Origin of the sequence: Pseudobacteriovorax antillogorgiicola (genome assembly GCF_900177345.1) — a bacterium.
GTDB lineage: Bacteria > Bdellovibrionota_B > Oligoflexia > Oligoflexales > Oligoflexaceae > Pseudobacteriovorax > Pseudobacteriovorax antillogorgiicola.
In genome coordinates, this window is the sequence record NZ_FWZT01000002.1 from 399,392 (window position 1) to 416,940 (window position 17,549).

The following is a 17,549-nucleotide window of genomic DNA, read 5'->3' on the forward strand; positions in this document are numbered from 1 at the left end:
GCCGAGACATTTCCTTGCGGGCTGAACTAAGATTTCGTATAAAACCCTTCTTAATACGGAACCAACTAATAGTTCTTTAGGATATGATCTATGTACGTAACCACCGACTTTCGAAAAGGCCTCAAGATTGAATACAATGGCAAACCCTATGTGATTGTTGATTTTCAGCATGTCAACCCAGGGAAGGGCGCTGCCTTTGTACGCACCAAATTAAAAAACTTGGAAACAGCTCAGGTGCTCGAGGTGACGTTCAAGTCTGGTGAGAAAGTTGCTGTACCGGATCTTGAAACCAAAGACATGCAGTATCTTTACACCGATGGCACCGCATTCACATTTATGGACATGGAACATTACGACCAGGTTGAGCTAAGTAACGACGATATTGGCACTGCCAAGAATTTTATTATTGAAAACAGCATCGTCAAGGTCACGTTCTTCCAAGGACGTCCTGTTTCTGTAGAAGTGGATAACTTCGTGGAGTTAGTAGTCAGTGAGACGCAGCCAAACATTAAGGGTGATACGTCGTCTGGCGGTGGCAAGCCGGCGACTCTAGAAACCGGATTAACTGTCACAGTTCCATTTCATATTAGCGAAGGGGACAAGCTCAAGATTGATACTCGTACGTCAGAGTACGTAGAAAAGGTTAAGTAGTAATGCTTATCTGAGTTTCCAGAAGCCTCTCAGCCTTGTTGGCCATGATACAATATCTCCGAACAGCACCCCTAGTGCGGAGGTATGATGGCCAAGGGCTTAGAAGCTTTTCTCAAGAAGATCGCGGGGTCTCCCACCAACGACACCTATATTGATCGCTTTCTTTCACTTCTGATAGACGAACCAAGCCAGAAGAGGATGGGTTACTATCTTCGCATGGGGACCATACTTGTAAAGTCCAATCCCATGATTGCACTTAAAGTTTCCTATATGGCGCTTCAAGAAGCTAGAGCTATGTCTAACGGGCATTCCCAAGAGATTCAAGTTCTGGAAGTTGTCAAAGCTTGTTTTACAGCATTGGGTAGGGATGGCAAGGCGGAGCTGATCGGTCATGAAATGGAGAAGTTGCGAGCGAAGCACTCGGAGTGGGTCAAACTCAATCGAGAGAAAAAAAAGCAAAGTTTAGTACGGAGGGTACCGAGTCAGAAGCCAGCAATCCCACAAGTAAAAGATAAATCGGCAGTGAAGCCGGAGGCTCGCGATGCCAAAAGGCGGATTCATTTTCCCAAGCAAGCAGGAAGCCAAGATTTTTCTGGTGTCTACAGACCAGGGGTGCCTGGAAAGAAAGTTCGTGATTCACGTCATGGAATCTCTAAGGCTGTCGAACAAAAACTTGGTAGCAACGTCCTTGGTGATAAGAAGAAGCGAGAGGCGGAAATCAAGCAAAACGAGCCGGAGATTGGTACTAAGGTTAATGAGATGAGCTTTGAGCAAGAGTTGGCTCGCGTGCATCAACAAAAATCTGCACCCGACCAGGCTAGTAATATTGATTTTTCAACCCTCAATAAGCGCAAAAAAGTCGAAGAGCAACGCCCCGCTGAACCCCCAAAACAAGGACAACCAACTCAACCAGCGAAAAAGCCTCCAAGGCCTGTGAGGCAGAAGCTGAAGTCGTTTCTAGATGATGCAACCTTGATCCTGCCAGGAAAAAAGAAAACTGATGGCCAAGATTTGTCAGCATCATTTGATCAAGCGACGATCATTCAAAACATGAATGAACTCGGTGGCCATGATCAAAAAAGCAAGATTCCTATGAAGGAGGCTCCTGGGCAAGTTGCGAGAGACAAGCAAAACCCTTTAGTTCCCCCTAAGCATCAGGTTCAAGATAATCATAAAACTCCGTCGCAACCCCAAAAACCTTCGCCGACACCGAAACAGCAATTGCCACCCACAACACCTGTAGTGTCTCCAAAACCACCGACTCCACAGCAAGATGTAAGGCAGCCTGCTCAAGTAGCACCAGATACTTCTACGCCACACTCTACTCGGCAACCATTCTTTGATAATAAGTCTGCAGACGAGATTTGGTCTGTTCTGGGCAATGAAGGTACAAAAGCAAGCCCTGATCAAGTTAGTCCTGAGCTTAAACAGGCACAAGAAAGAGCTGCCCAAGAAGAGGTACGAAGGCAGCGACAGGAGCAAGAGGAACAACAAGTGGCTCAAAGGCGAGCTGCAGAGCAAGCTTTAGCTCAACAGCGGGCGGCCGAGGAGAGGGCTGCAGCGGAACGCCGTGCAGGTGAGGAGAGAGCCAATGCCGCTCGAAGAGAAGCCGAGGCAACGCGAGCAGCAGCAGAACTGAAGAAGCGTCAGGAGCAAGAGCAGCTTGCTAAAAAGGCTCGTGAAGAAGAGATTCGCAAGGCGAAACATGATGCGACGAATGTCACAGCCCTCAACAAGCGCCCAATTGATCTTTCGGAGATGGGGCAGAAAGCTCAAAAACTCAAACAGACTCAACTCGCCGTAGCACCACCGTCAGATCAAACGTTCGCATTTTCATCACTGAACGAAGACACTCAGGCTGAGTCATCCCGAGAGCACTTAACAGCGCAACAAGATGCAATGGCAGAAACTGAAGAGGAATCAGGCGCACATGCCCTAGAGGAGTCATTCGATCATCGTACCCCTGGGGGGCTTATTGACACGAATGATGAACATGTTCCGATTGAACCTGATGGGGTAGAGTCTGCAGTGATTGGGGAGTTGGGCCAGGCTAGCGACGAAGATCTGAGTAGCTTTGCCGTTGAGGATGAACTAGACGAGTCTTTTGGTCACTTTTGGTTGATTGTGATCGATAGTATCCTCACAAGCCCTGGCGATAGTACACGGAGTCGCGTCAAAAACTTTTTTGAGGGTGTTGACCTCAGCCTGTCGAGCGAAAAGCTGGAACACTTTGTTCAGTACCTTGATGATTGGCAGGACGAGCCGGCCTTTACTCAACTCCTAGGCATTGTCTGCACTATTTTTGAGGCGATGGATCTCCATCAAACGGAGCAACTGTTTCAGTCATTAAGTTTGGATGATTATTTCATCGAAGCGTGGGGTGACTATCTGGAAGGCTTAATGGCAGCAGGTCGCTATCGAGTAGCTTTAAAAAAAATCACCAGCAGAATTGAACCAAAGTCTAAGTTACCTTGGGTACAGGTTAGTTACGATAAGTTGCAGCGAATCTGGATGGCGCTTGGTTACCGTGGTTTTCAGTGGGAGCCTGAGGACGGAGTGAGAGTATTCTGGCAGATGCTGCGGGATCGACCGCTACCGAGTGCAGCGACGATCCTTAGCTTATCGAGTTAGATGTAAACTTCTAGCTCGATGTGAGGTCGTTAACTGAGGGCGATGAGAAATGCCAGCAAGGCGAAGATGGTGGTGAGGGTGCGCTTCTCACTTTTGAGTGCTGGAGAAAAATCTCTTGGCCACTCAACCTGCTCCAGCTTGGGTAGATTCAAGGGGATGAATGCTGGAACCCTTTTTCTATAGTTGCTGTACTCATCTCCGAATTTTTGCGACAAGATCGATTCTTCATACTGAACGATGAAGAAGTACTGAACGGCAAACATCGCTACGGTCAGTAGGGCAATCCAGGCTTCTCCGCCAAACAAAGAAAAACCGAAGGAGATAAAGAAATTGCCCAGATATAAAGGATTTCTCACCATTGAAAAGGGGCCAGTTGCAACAAGGCTCTGACCAGTGCTATCAGATCGGGTTCTCGATACCCCGCCTATAAAACTTACACTATAGATACGGATGAGTTCCCCAAAGACTACGCACAATAAGCCCAGGCTAGCACTTGCGACTGTAGGCTTACCAAAAAACAACAGTAAGATGATAAGTGGAATAGGAGTATAGTCGCGATTTCTGAAAAACCACTGACCAATTGAGATCTTCGACTGCCGATCGATTGCCATTGCTTTGTCCTCTCTGCCCGTTCAACTATGAAATGCTTGTGGAAACTAATTCACTAGGTAGCGCATGGCTAACTCTGTCTATGGTCTTCGCACCCGACTGCCATTCATCCTGACTCATGCCTAGTAGAGGCGGAAGAACCTTAACCAAGCTTAGATTCAGATGCTCGCAAAAAGTTTTCTTGAACAGCTCTTCAAAGATGATCTGAATACTTTTGCTTGTGGAAAACAAAAATACCTCGTGCCGCTCTTCATGCCAGTACACATCAGCGAAGCTAACATTGGGGAGACACTGCTCAAATAGCTCTAAGCGAGACTCCTCAAGCAAATCTTTACGCTGCTTGCGGGAAACGGGCTTGCCTTCGTTGCGCTCACTAAGTTCCTCGATCTTACGTTTAAAAACGATCTGGAGCAGGGCGCTCGGGACTTTTCGCTTCTCGATCCGGATACGCATCAAGTAGCCTTCGTCAAACTGACAGTCTGACATATCCCAGTGGGCTGTTTCGGCGTTAGCTTCAGGGTCAATGACCGAAGGGCGCTCCCAGCCAAAGCTAAGCTCTTTGGAGCTTTTAAGCTGGAGTGGTCTAGCCTGATAGGTTTTTAACTTTTGGTTTAATTCAGCTAATTTAAACTGTGATTTCCGGCCGATAATATGATACCGACTGGCCGAAAAACTGCCGCTGAAGATCGTCACTCAAAAACTCCTTTTTTCTTTATAGGACGTAAGTATATCTCAAGGACTTTCATTTACAATCTCTTTATTTTTGTAACTTGACCTAGCTGTGCGTCACCTTAACCGTTAAAGTTTTGGCGCCTGACACCGAAGACTCACGTATTAGGATTGACATTGATCGCAGGATGCGAGGTGGTCTCCATGGGAGATTTTGCAACGGACTACGAAACTTATCAGGAAATCATGGGTGAGTTGTTGAAACCGATCATCGCCGATGGCGTCGACCATGATACCCTTAAAAGGCTTTACGAAAGCAAGGCTGTTTATTTGGAAAACCTAAGAATCAAGTGCTTCATGGAGATGAATGGTAAACAGGATAGCCATTTCTCGAAGGACGACTATCAGCTTATCTTGCGAGCTATTGAAGAAAATCGAAAACACGTTAGATCTTTAATTCTCTGCGTCTTCAATGAGAAGTTGAGTAAGTCCAAAATCGTCTAAGCCTACCAAGCCTTAAGCCAAGTCCCATTTTTTTGTTAAACTAGGGGAGGAGGTGAATATGTCTGAGCGATTCCTAGTCATTGATGATTCGTCGACGATCCAGAAAGTGGTGCAACTTGCGTTTGCTCCCTTCGACGTTGAAATATCTGTTGCCAATAGCTACATCGAAGCCATCAACGAATCGAACAATCAGTCCCCTTCATTGATATTTGCTGATGCGTCTTTACCAGGGATCAAAGGGGCAGACGATTACCGCAACCTGCAGGATAAGCTCAATCACGTGCCTTTTGTGATTCTCATCGGCAGTTACGATGGTATCGATCGGAGTGCTTTCGAGGACTGCGGCTTTGAGTATTTTCTACAAAAACCTTTTGAGGCATCAGAGTTGATTCGCTCAGCCTGGGATGCATTGGGGCGAGAGCTGTCGCGGCAGGTGGATGAAAAACACGGAGTTCCTCCACCGCCCCCGGCTCTCGCACAGACTTCCGTTCCACCTAACAGAGTGGCAATGAATTTAGATGACACGCTACCGCCCCCGCCACCTGTTTCAGATTCGTCAGTGCCCCCGTCGACAATGTCAGCGCCTCCTCCCCCTCCTATCTCACAAAACCCGGAGACAGATGGGCCAAGGTTCACCACACAAATCGACTTGGATGACGATGAATCCTTTGGTGATTTTGCCGAGCCTGCGGAAACTGCGAGTCGCGACTTAGAATCCACAGAGCAAGACTACGAATATACCAACGATGACGCTATGGAGTCAGAAGGTGAGTATGAGACTCACCCCAATAGCCCCGATGATGGTGATGACTACCCTGAAACCAACGCCACTAGCCGAAGGTTTGAGGAATCAGGAGGCGAATTTGATGATCAACCCGAATCGAGTTTTAATCCCCTTGCAATGGAAGGAAGTTTCAGCCCTCCACCACCGCCTCCAGAAGAGTTTGGCGGCTCCGCTCCATCTTCCGCGTCAATGGGAATGATGCCAGAAGAGGGGAGCTACGGCATCGACCCTTCTTACCGAGGAGGGTCTAGCGACTCCGATGAACACGAGGATCGGGAGCGAATTCAAGGTCTCATGGAGCCCTTTTGGCGAGACGAACTCGCCAAAGTCGTGCGTGAGACGGTTGAGGATTATTGCGAGCGGCACTTCGCCAAAATAGCACGGGAAGTGATCTCTGCAGAGCTCGAAAAGCTGACCTCCGAGAAATCCAGACTCTTGATTGACAATTAGTAGCAATTCCCGCAGAGTCCCTTTGTAGAACGCTTTTAGGAGGGGGCAAATGCACGAATTACACGCCATACAACTCGATCCTATTATCTCAAGAGCCTTGGAAGAGGATTGGGGATACGGTGATTGGACTACAGATATCTGTGTGGGATCGGATAAATTTTCCAGCGCAAAAATTATTGCCAAAGAAGAGTGCATCGCCTGCGGGATGGATGTGGCTCGCGCTGTATTTCTCAAAGTCGATCCGAGCCTCGATGTGCAGATCAAAGTCGAAAACGGCCAAGCCTTGAGCAACCGCCAGACAATGATGGAAATCAGTGGTCGTGCCCGATCGATCCTGAAAGGCGAACGTGTGGCTCTAAACCTGATGGGGCGCATGTGCGGTATTGCTAGCATCACCCGCGAGTTTGTTAGCCAACTAGAAGGTACCCGTACTCAGCTTCTCGATACCCGAAAAACCACTCCTGGCCTGAGGATTCTTGAGAAGTTTGCCACTGTTGTAGGCGGTGCGCGCAACCACCGTTTTGGTTTGTGCGACGGGGTGATTGTTAAAGAAAATCACATTAGAGCTGCCGGTGGCATCAAGGCCGCAGTTTCCAGTTTGCTCGAAAGCCTTCCCCCAACGATCAAGGTTGAAGTGGAAACCACCAACCAAGATGAAGTTCAAGAGGCTATCGAAGCTGGTGCTGACATTATCATGCTCGATAATATGAGTCCTGAAGCAATGAAGCAGGCTGTTGCCTTCGTTAATGGCCGGGCGCTGCTGGAAGCTTCAGGTAACGTTCGCATTAGCAACATTAAAGAAGTAGCCTCCACAGGTGTGGACTTTGTTTCCACCAGTGCTATCATCCACAGTGCTCGCTGGTCTGATCTCAGCCTTTTGTTCGACCTGCAGTAGGCAGTCTTATGGCGCCGATTGAGCATATTCATATTCCAGAAATTGACTCCACCTCAACTGAGGTGAAGCGCCAACTTGATCAGGGAAAAATGCCGCCATTTCTGGTGAGTTCCACATCCCAAAGTGCCGGACGTGGGCGTACGGGGCGAACGTGGACCAGCCCTGCTGGCAACATCTACCTTAGTCTGGCCCTTAGCCAAGAGCGGATTCCCAAGCAAGACCACGGCTTACTTCCCCTAAAAACAGCGTACTTGGTGGCTGCTTGGGTGTGGCAAACCTTTCAGCTTCGACTCACGATCAAATGGCCCAACGACCTTCTATTCGGTGCAAGGAAACTTGGCGGCATTCTTTGTGAAAGCCAATCGGATGGCACCTCTTGGGGGCCATTTATTGTTGGAGTTGGCTTAAATCTAGAAACTCCACCTGTGGTGGACCAAGGAACCACAAGCCTAGGTGAACACTGCACTCTAGACGGAATCGTTGTGGGTGATGCCGCGAGGCGCTTGGGGCAGTATCTTCTCGATGGCTTATGCCAGCCTTTTTCTCTCTTTGACTTGGATGCCTACCTTATTGAGTATCAGCAAATTTGGTGTGATGACCGAGGACAGTGGGGGCAACAAGAGCAGCTTAGCGACGATGGCTTTCTGGTTCTAAGAGACTTGAAGACAAGTCACCTGCAAACCATCAATCATAGTCACCACAGCTATCGTTGGCTCTACCAGGATGAAAATGCTTCTTGCTGCATTGGTGATGCCGGTAATACCAGCCTGAAACTTGCAATTCTACACCATGGGCAAGCTACAAAAATCTGGTATCTTGATTACCTACAAAGCCCTTCAGCAGAGCAGATAGCTGATATCCAAAGCTATTTGCCCCAAACGCCCTGGCCCATTCATCTTGGGGCTGTCACCAAGATAAGTGATGGGCTGAAGTCTTGGCTTCTCAAGCTAGGTTTGATCATGGTTCCATTGAAAAAGCGACCGGTTCGGGTGAACTTTGATGCCTATGCCTTTGATGATATCGGCGTTGATCGTGTGGCTATTGCCGAATCTTTGGCAGCTCGCGATAGGACTTTGGGAGTGGGCCACATCGCGTTTAGTATGGGGACTGCCAGCACAGTTGAAGTTTTGGATGATAGCAAACGCTATCTGGGTGGCTGGATATTATCGGGGCTTCAAACCTCTTTGACAGCGCTTCATCAGAATACTGCGAAACTACCAATGATTCAATCCTATGGGGATAAAGCTTGGCGCAGCGATCGAATCCTTGGTACGAACACCAGAGAAGCCATGAAATTGGGGGCAATTTGGGCCGCAGTATACACGATTCAAGGTCTCATCGAGGCTCTAAGAGAACGTTACGATCTTGACTGGAATCTGATCGTCACCGGCGGGGAAGGTCAGCGTGTGGCAGAGCTGTTGCAAGTTCCTTATGACGAGACCTTGATTGTTGAAGGTATGGGGATCTTAGCCCGAGGTGGCTAAGGGTTCCAGTCATCATGTCAGAATAAGTTGACGAAGCTCCTGGGGTCGTGAAAATCTGGCTGTGAACTAGGGTGACTGAGAGCGAAGTACTCAGTGGTGGTGCCATGCCTCAAGACGCTGCTGATGCCAAGACGGTGGCAGAGTTTGACAGGCAGTGTAGGGCATAGCTTGATAGCGATTTGCCAACGATCTCTGACCTTCTGGATTTGAAGGCGCGGGTGCTCTATGTCTCTTAAGTCGCCAGTTTTCGTGCGGTAGGATGAAAAGCTAAAGCATGCCCATGCTCCGTGTGGGGCAATATTCCACTCCCAGTAGCGACCGTCTTCGGCTTGAAAAAAGAGTTCAAAACAGGTTCCTCGCCAGAGGTCGGTGATGAAAGCTTGCCTACGATCGTCTGGTCGCTCCCAGTCTAGTGTGGCTACTGGTCCTCTGATGTCAAGATTCAGGAGGCACTCCGAGTCTTGCAGCTCGACAGCACCCCCTACTCGAAACTGACTAGGGGTATGAAATGCCTGAAGATCAAATTTCATCGCTGCCCTCATGAGAAAATAAAGCAAGCTCGCTAGCATCCCTGCTAGGTAATTAGCTGAAAATACTTGAGTTCCTTCAAGGATGCCAGGAATCGTACAGATTTTCCTATATTTTCCCGACCATATGCTTCAAATCTGCCAGTTCCTGTGGCATATTGCCAGCCTTTCGAGCGCAGAAGGAGGAAGACCGTTGCTCAAGGTGCTAGTCCGTGTGGCCCCAGAAATCAACATCAAGACGCCCAAGATCAAAGCCCGGTTCCTTCGGACCTTGATTCGTAACATTGAAGACGCTCTCGAAGCCGCGAGCATTCAACACCACATCGACGAGCGTTGGAGCCGCCTGATGGTAGAGCTTGACTCTGAAGAAGGAGTGGCGATATTGACTCGGATCTTTGGTGTGGGATCTGTCTCACCCATTGAACATGAGTGCGAAAGCCAAGTGGATGTCATTGGGGATTTGGTTCTAAGCCACTATACAGAAGCTGTTGCTGGCAAGACGTTTTGTGTTCGCGTGAAGCGGTCTGGAGCTGTGAAGGGTATTACATCCCACGAAGCTGAGCGTTTGATTGGAGCCCGCCTCGCGCCCCATGCTCTAAAAGTGAACCTTACGAAACCTGAGTTTAAGGTGGAAGTAGAGATGACCCAGCACGGTAGCTACATCTTTACCAACCGCCTGCCAGGCCCTGGTGGTCTGCCATTAGGCTCCCAAGGTAAAGCTCTGTGTCTGATCTCTGGTGGATTTGATTCCGCTGTCGCCGCCTGGCGCATGATGAAACGGGGCGTGTCCCTAGACTATGTGTTTTGCAACCTTGCTGGCGGTGCCTACGAGCGATCCGTGCTTGCAGTGGTTAAAGGCCTTTGTGAGAGATGGTCTCATGGCACAAGGCCTAAGGTTCATGTGCTCGATTTTTCTCCTGTGGTCAAGGCTATTGATGAACATGTGAGTCCTCACTATTCTCAGGTTGTTTTAAAGCGCTTGTTTTATCGTTGCTGTAGCCGGGTGGCGGATCATGCCAAAGCCCATGCTCTTGTTACAGGTGAAGCAGTGGGTCAGGTGTCATCACAGACTTTGTCAAATCTAGCTGCCATTGACGCCGTTTCCAACAAGTTAATACTGAGGCCATTGATCAGCTTTGATAAGGAAGAGATTCTAGACATCGCCCGAGACATTGGTACCTATCTCCTTTGTGAGCATATTCAAGAATACTGCGCTTTGAATAATAAGAAACCTGTGACGGCCACCTCGGTAGCACAACTTGATGAGCAGGAAAGCAAACTGCCGGAAGGTTTGGTGGATGAGGTTCTCGATCGCTTTAATACTATCCGGGTTGCTGAGCTAAGCAATAAAGAGCTCATGACTCAGTACCTTTTCACCGAGGAAATTGATAGCGATACAGTGATTATCGATACCAGGGATAAGATGGAGTATCGTGCTTGGCATTATCCTGGTGCCTTACACTTGCCTCTTGCCACAGCTGCCGTAGCCTATAAGCAGTTCGATAAAACTAAAAGATATGTTCTGGTTTGTCCATTTGGGTTGCAGACGGCGGTTCTTGCTGAGCTGATGCAAAAGTCGGGGTTTGAAGCCTATAGCTTTGAAAAAGGCGCTCGTGGCTTGATGAAGTATGAGAAAAAAGCCTAGGCAGCTATCGCGGAGCGGTGGGTATGGTGTATTCGCCATCCTGAGTGAGGACCCAAGCAGTATCGTTATCAAAGCGTGTGATGGCGACGACAAGCTCGGGCCCCTTGCCAAAGTCAAACCAGTCACGTTCCTCTAGCTTTTCGATATCTGTTTGTACTTTACTTGTCATGGAGCCTCCTCTTTGCCTTGATCATAGCAAGGACGGAGGCTTGATAGGTCAGCATATTCTGCCTAATACTAACCATAACCAAGTTGAACTCAGAATCTATCAGACATCACAGGCCACTATGGCTGTGATTATTGAGGAAGCCCTAAGACGCGGTGGTTTTCGACAAAACCTTTAATTTTCACCTGATCGATGGTTCCTGGAATCGCTTCATAGCCCGCAGGAGCGACGACATCCAAATAGTTGAGACTGTGCCCAACTCGGCGGCCAGAGCGGTCCAGATCTTTCTCCCAAAGGACCGAGACAGTCTCATTGAAGAAACCTCGGACGTAAGATTCTTTTAGCTCTTCTGAGAGACTTCGGAGAGTCCTTGAGCGTTCCTTCACAACGCTGCCATCAAGATGATCAGGCATCTTTGCTGCTGCTGTATTGGGGCGTTTTGAATAGGGGAAGACGTGAAGATAGTTCAAGCCTGTTTTGCGGATGAAGTCCACTGTTGCTTGAAACTCCTCGTCACTTTCTCCTGGGAAACCGGGAATCACATCAGCACCAAAGTTGGCGCGCGGGAAGTATTCTCGGGCCATGGCAACCGTCTCTGCATACTGAGCGCTGGTATAGGTTCGCCTCATATGTTTCAGAATGCGATCGTGGCCGGCTTGTAGTGGTAGATGAAAGTGGTCGCAGAAGAGCTCAGGGCGCTGGGCGAGTACTTTTAAGAGTTCCTCTGGAAGTTCTCGGGGTTCCAAGGACGAAATTCGTAACCGAACCATGTCTGGCCACGAAAATAATTCAGCGATGAGTTGAGTTAGAGTAGGAGCCTGGTCAAAATCTGCGCCGTAGTCACCGATGTGGATGCCAGTAAAAACGATTTCCTTGACACCTTGGTCAATCAAGCGGCGGACCTCCGTTTTCACTTCATCAGCACGTACGCTACGGGAAGCACCCCGGGCATAGGGAATCAGGCAATAGCTGCAAAAGCCATTGCAGCCATCTTGGATTTTTAAAAATGCGCGGGTCTTATTTGAGTCGGCGGCTAGCATTTTTAAAGATGATTTGAAGTGACCTTGACGGTTATTGCTTACAGGCTTCACATCCTCAGGTATCCTAGGAGCGGTGAGTGCTTGTCCTTGCTTTTTTATTTGAAGCTGTTGGTCAGCGACATCAGCGACGCGATCTTTTACCTGGTTGGGGAAGACTAAGTCGACATCGTCCATGCCGAGTAGTTTTTGGGAATCAGTTTGGGCATAGCATCCCGTGGCTACGATGAGGGCTTCTGGGTTCTCTCGCTTGAACCGCCGTAGAAGGTAGCGGGCTTCTTTATCGGCATTTTCGGTAACACTGCAGGTGTTGAGGATCGAGATATCAGCATCTTTGGGGTCATGAACGACATGGTAGCCCTTCTCACGGAATTGGGTTTCCAGAGAGTCCGAATCATATGTGTTAACTTTGCAACCCAACGTTTTCACGTAGACTCTTTGCATAGAGTGAAATCCTTTGTGGCAGTCACTTTGGGGTTTTGGGCCCGAATCCGATACGGCATCGGGGTTACCGAGATTTCTGAGTTTTACGGAAAAATGGCTTATTTTGCAAGATAAGTCTTTTAGAAATTAAATCAATGATTTAAACCTGATGCCATCAGGAGCTTTCTTGGTAATCACCGCGGGCTAGGTTACAATAGGGTCATCAAATCCCTTAGATTTAAAGGGCTTGGGAGATTTTATGTTAGCGAATTACGGTTTCTTTTTCATTTTTCTTTGCTGTATCACAAGTATTTACGGCACCTTATCGGCAATCGTGGCAGCCTACTGGCGGCATCGAGGCCTGTACCTCTCTTCAAAGTTTGCTCTGACAGCCACGTCAGTGCTGGTGACCATCGCGGGCTGTATGCTTTTCTATGCGTTTCAGCAAAGAGATTACAGCCTTCTCTACGTGATGAAAAATTCGAGCAATGATCTCCCCGCTATCTACACGATCACCGCGTTCTGGTCTTCGCTAGAGGGGTCGCACTTGATCTGGACTTGGATGCTTGCGCTAGTCGGACTCGTCGCAATCTGGACTCATTCCAAAGACAACGAGCATATCATGCCATGGGTCTCAGCGTCTCTACAGGCTGTCCTTGCTTGGATGTTCTATCTTGCGATCACTCACTCCGATCCTTTCGCCCAGCAGCTACCAGCACCGCCCAATGGGCGAGGAATGAACGAGCTTCTGCAGAACCCTTACATGGCCATTCACCCCCCTATGCTCTTTCTGGGATACGTTGGCCTGGCTATTCCCTTTGCCTACGCCATGGCTGCTCTTGGCTATGGGGATATTACACAGGGCTGGAACAAGACAGTTCGGCGATGGACGCTGTTCTCCTGGATTCTTTTGACGGCAGCGATCACGCTCGGTGGCCGCTGGGCCTACGTTGAGTTAGGCTGGGCTGGTTACTGGGCATGGGACCCTGTTGAAAACTCAAGCTTCATGCCTTGGCTGATGGCGACCGCCCTTCTGCACTCTCTCCTCGTTCAGGATAAACTAGGGCATCTCAAGCGTTTGAGTATCATCCTGGCCATCCTTGGCTTTTTTATGTGCTACTTCGGAACCTTCATCACGCGGTCTGGGATTATCTCGTCTGTCCACTCCTTTGCTGAGTCACCGATTGGTGAAAATTATCTTATCTACCTTTCAGGGGTCATGTTTATATGTATCTCAGTTTTTGTCTGGCGTGCGCCATCGATTCTGCCAGCAGAAACAGACAAGGTTTGGGGATTCTCCAAAGAGTCGGCACTTGTGATTACACAGTTCTTGCTGCTATCCTTTGCAGCCATTGTATTTATTGGAACCATGTTCCCCATTGTTTCAGAATGGATGACAGGGCAAAGAATCTCTGTACAGGCACCTTACTTTAATGCTTTCGCGCCTTGGATAGGTTTAGGGTTCGTTGTCATGATAGCTGTGGGGAACCTGATGCGTTTCCAGAGTGGAAAGATTCCATATGGCAAGAAAATTATCTTCGGCTCAGTGGTCTTTGCTATTCCTCTGACCGCCTTCTTTGTGTACATGGGTGATGTCATGGCCACCCGCTCCAACTGGAATCTTTGGGCCCAGCTGATAGGATTCTATCTGACGTCTTGGGCCATAGGCTGCCTGTGTGGAGACTTCTATGTGAAGTTGAAAGACCTCAGATTTAATATGAAGCTATTCTTCGACCGAAACCTTGCCTATCTAGGTGCCTTCGTAGCTCACATGGGCCTCATGATTGCTATTATGGGCTTCCTCGGCAACTACCGTGGTCTTGAGAAAAAAGTTACCTTGAATGAAGGTGAAACTACAGCGCTCTTTGGCTACGAGTTTACTTTGGATCAGGGCGTCCAGATCAAAAAAGATGAAAATGCCACCTTGTTCTGGACTCCGGTGACAGTGAAAAAAGATGGCCAACTCATAGGAACTGTGGAGCCGGCACAGAGTCGTTATCCAACCAAGCCAGACCAAACATTTAATGAAATTGGCATCGAGGGAGACTTCTGGAACGATGTCTATCTTGTTCTTGTGGATTTCGATCGAGCTTCAGGCAAGCAAGTGACCTTTGCAATCAACATCAATCCTACTGTTCGCATGGTGTGGTGGGCGATTACGATCATGTGCGTGGGAGGTTTCATCGGCCTATTCGATCTATATCGAGGTAACAAATCCCGAGATGTTGTTGCTGGTAACTGGGAGGTAAAGGCATGAAGAAACTGCTTCTTAGTGTGTGGTTCGTGGCGTCTCTCGCTTTCGGACAAGAGTCTCAATTAAGTGACAATGACTTGAACTTTAAAGATGTTGCTGGTGAACTTCGCTGCCCTACTTGTACTGGCCTCAGTGTTCTGGATTCAGATGCAAAATTTTCGGTGCAGATCAAGGACCAGGTCAAAGAGCAGATGGAGAAGGGCCGATCGAAGGATGAGATCCTTGAGTTCTTCGTCGAGCGCTATGGGCCTTGGATCTTGCGCGAGCCTCCCAAAGAAGGTTTCAACATAGTGGCTTGGATTGTACCTATCGCTATGTTGTTTCTTGGTCCCATCATAATCTGGGCCAGTGTATGGCGGAAAAAGGTGACGGTTGACACTTTCGGCGTGCGATCGGATGAGAAGATTGTGGAAGAAATGAAGTCGGCTCTGGAACGGATGAGTAAGGGGTAATCATGGGACTCGCAATTATTGTTGTCGTCATTTTGGTAGCATTCTTGATTTTGCCCTTTTTTATAGCTAGGGGACAAAGACTGCAAGATGCTTCATCGGTGAACTCCATTGAAAAACTGGAGGCTATCAAGCAGTCATTGCTGAAGCGCTATCTTGAAGATGAAGAGGCGCATCGTAAGAAGCTTATCAGCGAGGGAGTGTGGCAAAGTCGAAAGCGGTTCTTGACCACTCGCTATATCGATGCTGCTAGACGCCTCGACTACCTCAAACACCTTCAGACTCTCCAATCAGAAAAAGGGGCCTAATCAATGCGATTGTTGCAAGCTTTCATCATTTGGGCCCTCAGCGGCCTGGCGATGGCAGACGTAGCCGTTGTTCCCAAGTTCATCTACGTGCTTCATGGTGGCGTTGATGCGGTTTGGGGCCAGTATATGTTTATGGTGAGAAATGACAATGAAGACGAAACTACTGCCAATTTCAAAGTAGCTCTCCCAGAAGAAACTGTTGATTGGCAGGCTCAAGAAGGCTTTCAAGGGATTCAGTTCAGCCTTGGCGAGAAGGGTGGTGTGGAATTCACCAAAGCCTTTAAACCAGGTGATAACGTCCACACCATCGGTTTTAAGACGCCTGCTAGCAGTGGTAGCGGTAAGCTTACACTGACGATGCCGATGGATGTTGGTGAGCTTTCCTTAATGACTTCTGGTGATGTGACCGTCGTTGGTGAGGGGATGGTCACCAATAAGCGAACCTCCGGCGAGCGCTATGACAAGTATCACTTCTACGACCTTAAAGCCGGGGATACGATTAGCGTCGAAGTCCAAGGGGTGCATGTCGGCCGCTCTCAGTTTTGGATGTATGGTTGGGTAGCAGCTCTGGTCATGTTGCTTGCATGTTTTGGCCTTGCTTACGTGACCCGTCCGCAACAAACAAGCGAGGTTTAGATTTTGAATTGGTGGGTAACGGCTGCTCTTGCCGCATTTTTGGTCTTCTTTGCATCTCGCGGCGGCCTGCCAGCCATTCTTTCAGTAGCCAAGGTCTTAGCGCCATTTGTGCTCTTTTACTTTGCGGTGAAGCACATCACTCTCTTCCTTTTTCCAGATAAGAAAGAAAAGAAGAGCTTTCCAAAAGACTCTGAACGGGACGCATCTGATCCCAATGTGATCCGCATCTGTCCAAGCTGCGGACGCGAGGAAAACTCGTGTCTGAAGTGTAAGATGGGATTTAAGCCGCGATCCTAATCAATCTTAAAACCGGGTCTTTCGCGGGGTTTCCTTAAGCTAACGCCTCTGACTCAAATCATAGACAAACAACAAACCTAAGGCAGTTAAAGCGCAGTGGCTCGGGTCTAGTTCATATTCCATGAGATTCATGGGGTAGCTCAGGTGGGTAGAAAGTTTGTCCTGGGTAATAAGCAATAAAAATACTGCCAGAAAACCACCATACTTCATGACCTTCGGCAAGGGACTTGGAGCAGACTTAGACTGTTTTTTCACCCGAGTTCTCCTGCATGAGAGTTTGCTTTAAGACTTATGTATTGTGACCCCGGATTTGTCAATTTATTGCGACTATTTCGATAAAGTGCGTCAAAAAGAGTTTTTAAAGGTCCTGTGAGTGAACAAAGTAGGTGGCTGTACTTTCGCGATTCCAGGGGGGAAGGCATGCAGCTGAGAGTTTAGGCAACCTGCTAAAAACATGCCTTTGTCCTGCAATAGCCCTTAAATTTATTGAAAAAACTTCCGATTAGACCAACTAAAAAATATCCCAAAGGTATCGATACGATTGTTTTCTGAGCTTGGATAGGGGATATTGCTATATTTACTGGGGAATTAGTTCTATGATTCGTCTTACTCTTGGTATGATTGCTCTTCTATTTCAAACCTCTTGCTGGACTTGGTACACAGGAAATCCGACTTATAAAAAGCAAATCACTGATCCCTATAAAGAAGCTCCTTCTGATCAATTAGAGCATGTTGAGCAATGGGTTGGACAAATGTTCGATGCTGAGTTGACATTAGAGTTGCTTGATGCCCACTGTCAGACACCCACTATTTACTCTGATCTTGAGTTTCAGATACATAGCAAAGATAAGCAACTGTTCGCGCAACAACTGCAAAAAAAGACTTTTTCAGCCAAAGTATACCTCAAGAAAGATTGGTATGTTGCTAGCTTGGAATCCTTTTCCAGAGGCGAAGAAATTGGCCGCACGAGCTTCCAATTCAAAGGTGATGATCGAAAAGTCTCAATCAAGGTGAAATGTCGGTAGAAGTAGGAAAATAATGTCCACAGGTGGAAAGATACGTCTATCGAAGCTCCGTAATCATTAGAAAAAAGGCCCTTAGCCAAATGGCAGGAGCCTTTAAATAGAATG

Annotated in this window: 19 protein-coding genes; 13 read left to right on the forward strand and 6 right to left on the reverse strand. The window is 48.1% G+C overall.

Going from position 1 to position 17,549, the window contains the following annotated elements:
* Positions 1–90 precede the first annotated feature (90 nt).
* Together efp and B9N89_RS04130 are read left to right on the forward strand one after the other, a co-directional pair.
* Positions 91–651, forward strand: a complete 561-nt coding sequence (gene efp / locus B9N89_RS04125; protein WP_132315066.1) for an elongation factor P — start codon at positions 91–93, stop codon at positions 649–651.
* 87 nt (positions 652–738) lie between these two features.
* Positions 739–3,282, forward strand: coding sequence for a hypothetical protein (locus B9N89_RS04130; RefSeq protein ID WP_132315064.1), 2,544 nt, complete (start codon positions 739–741; stop codon positions 3,280–3,282).
* 29 nt (positions 3,283–3,311) lie between these two features.
* On the opposite strand, the gene B9N89_RS04135 is transcribed toward B9N89_RS04130, so the two are convergent.
* Both B9N89_RS04135 and rdgC read right to left on the reverse strand, forming a co-directional pair.
* The gene (locus B9N89_RS04135) at positions 3,312–3,893 is read right to left on the reverse strand and encodes a methyltransferase family protein (protein WP_132315062.1); all 582 of its coding nucleotides are present in this window, start codon (positions 3,891–3,893) and stop codon (positions 3,312–3,314) included.
* 25 nt (positions 3,894–3,918) lie between these two features.
* Positions 3,919–4,584 (reverse strand): recombination-associated protein RdgC, encoded by a 666-nt coding sequence (gene rdgC / locus B9N89_RS04140; protein ID WP_132315060.1) that lies wholly within the window; start codon positions 4,582–4,584, stop codon positions 3,919–3,921.
* 180 nt (positions 4,585–4,764) lie between these two features.
* Between rdgC and B9N89_RS04145 the strand changes: the two genes are divergently transcribed.
* The 4 genes from B9N89_RS04145 to B9N89_RS04160 are packed head-to-tail and all read left to right on the forward strand — an operon-like array spanning position 4,765 to position 8,677.
* Positions 4,765–5,064, forward strand: a complete 300-nt coding sequence (locus tag B9N89_RS04145) for a hypothetical protein (RefSeq protein ID WP_132315058.1) — start codon at positions 4,765–4,767, stop codon at positions 5,062–5,064.
* Positions 5,065–5,122: 58 nt separating this feature from the next.
* Entirely contained in the window at positions 5,123–6,298 is a 1,176-nt protein-coding gene (locus B9N89_RS04150) for a response regulator (protein WP_132315056.1), read from the forward strand.
* Between the two features lie 49 nt (positions 6,299–6,347).
* Entirely contained in the window at positions 6,348–7,193 is an 846-nt protein-coding gene (nadC, locus tag B9N89_RS04155) for a carboxylating nicotinate-nucleotide diphosphorylase (protein WP_132315054.1), read from the forward strand.
* An 8-nt stretch (positions 7,194–7,201) separates the two neighbouring features.
* Positions 7,202–8,677, forward strand: coding sequence for a biotin--[acetyl-CoA-carboxylase] ligase (locus B9N89_RS04160; protein WP_132315052.1), 1,476 nt, complete (start codon positions 7,202–7,204; stop codon positions 8,675–8,677).
* A gap of 17 nt (positions 8,678–8,694) precedes the next feature.
* Here B9N89_RS04160 and B9N89_RS04165 read toward each other — a convergent pair whose 3' ends face one another.
* Positions 8,695–9,207 (reverse strand): DOMON domain-containing protein, encoded by a 513-nt coding sequence (locus B9N89_RS04165; protein ID WP_132315050.1) that lies wholly within the window; start codon positions 9,205–9,207, stop codon positions 8,695–8,697.
* Positions 9,208–9,406: 199 nt separating this feature from the next.
* On the opposite strand from B9N89_RS04165, the gene thiI reads away from it, so the two are divergent.
* Positions 9,407–10,849 carry a tRNA uracil 4-sulfurtransferase ThiI gene (gene thiI / locus B9N89_RS04170; RefSeq protein WP_234996068.1) on the forward strand — a complete coding sequence of 481 codons (1,443 nt, stop codon included), beginning with the start codon at positions 9,407–9,409 and terminating at the stop codon, positions 10,847–10,849.
* A gap of 4 nt (positions 10,850–10,853) precedes the next feature.
* Here thiI and B9N89_RS31235 read toward each other — a convergent pair whose 3' ends face one another.
* Together B9N89_RS31235 and mtaB are read right to left on the reverse strand one after the other, a co-directional pair.
* Positions 10,854–11,018: a hypothetical protein gene (locus B9N89_RS31235; RefSeq protein WP_159455133.1), complete on the reverse strand. Its 165-nt coding sequence runs from the start codon at positions 11,016–11,018 to the stop codon at positions 10,854–10,856.
* Between the two features lie 128 nt (positions 11,019–11,146).
* The gene (gene mtaB, locus B9N89_RS04175; protein WP_234996062.1) at positions 11,147–12,481 is read right to left on the reverse strand and encodes a tRNA (N(6)-L-threonylcarbamoyladenosine(37)-C(2))-methylthiotransferase MtaB; all 1,335 of its coding nucleotides are present in this window, start codon (positions 12,479–12,481) and stop codon (positions 11,147–11,149) included.
* Between the two features lie 253 nt (positions 12,482–12,734).
* On the opposite strand from mtaB, the gene B9N89_RS04180 reads away from it, so the two are divergent.
* From B9N89_RS04180 to B9N89_RS04200, 5 genes are read left to right on the forward strand one after another with little or no spacing between them, the layout of a single operon-like run.
* Positions 12,735–14,732 (forward strand): heme lyase CcmF/NrfE family subunit, encoded by a 1,998-nt coding sequence (locus B9N89_RS04180; RefSeq protein WP_132315044.1) that lies wholly within the window; start codon positions 12,735–12,737, stop codon positions 14,730–14,732.
* A complete protein-coding gene (locus B9N89_RS04185; protein WP_132315042.1) occupies positions 14,729–15,181 on the forward strand; it encodes a cytochrome c-type biogenesis protein in 453 nt (150 codons plus the stop codon). Before B9N89_RS04180 ends, B9N89_RS04185 begins: the two co-directional genes overlap by 4 nt.
* A gap of 2 nt (positions 15,182–15,183) precedes the next feature.
* A complete protein-coding gene (locus B9N89_RS04190) occupies positions 15,184–15,486 on the forward strand; it encodes a membrane protein insertase YidC (RefSeq protein WP_132315040.1) in 303 nt (100 codons plus the stop codon).
* 3 nt (positions 15,487–15,489) lie between these two features.
* Entirely contained in the window at positions 15,490–16,122 is a 633-nt protein-coding gene (locus B9N89_RS04195; RefSeq protein ID WP_132315038.1) for a hypothetical protein, read from the forward strand.
* 3 nt (positions 16,123–16,125) lie between these two features.
* Positions 16,126–16,419, forward strand: a complete 294-nt coding sequence (locus B9N89_RS04200) for a hypothetical protein (RefSeq protein ID WP_132315036.1) — start codon at positions 16,126–16,128, stop codon at positions 16,417–16,419.
* A 39-nt stretch (positions 16,420–16,458) separates the two neighbouring features.
* On the opposite strand, the gene B9N89_RS04205 is transcribed toward B9N89_RS04200, so the two are convergent.
* Positions 16,459–16,674, reverse strand: coding sequence for a hypothetical protein (locus B9N89_RS04205; RefSeq protein ID WP_132315034.1), 216 nt, complete (start codon positions 16,672–16,674; stop codon positions 16,459–16,461).
* Between the two features lie 341 nt (positions 16,675–17,015).
* Between B9N89_RS04205 and B9N89_RS04210 the strand changes: the two genes are divergently transcribed.
* Positions 17,016–17,444 carry a hypothetical protein gene (locus tag B9N89_RS04210; protein ID WP_132315032.1) on the forward strand — a complete coding sequence of 143 codons (429 nt, stop codon included), beginning with the start codon at positions 17,016–17,018 and terminating at the stop codon, positions 17,442–17,444.
* Positions 17,445–17,549: the final 105 nt, after the last annotated feature.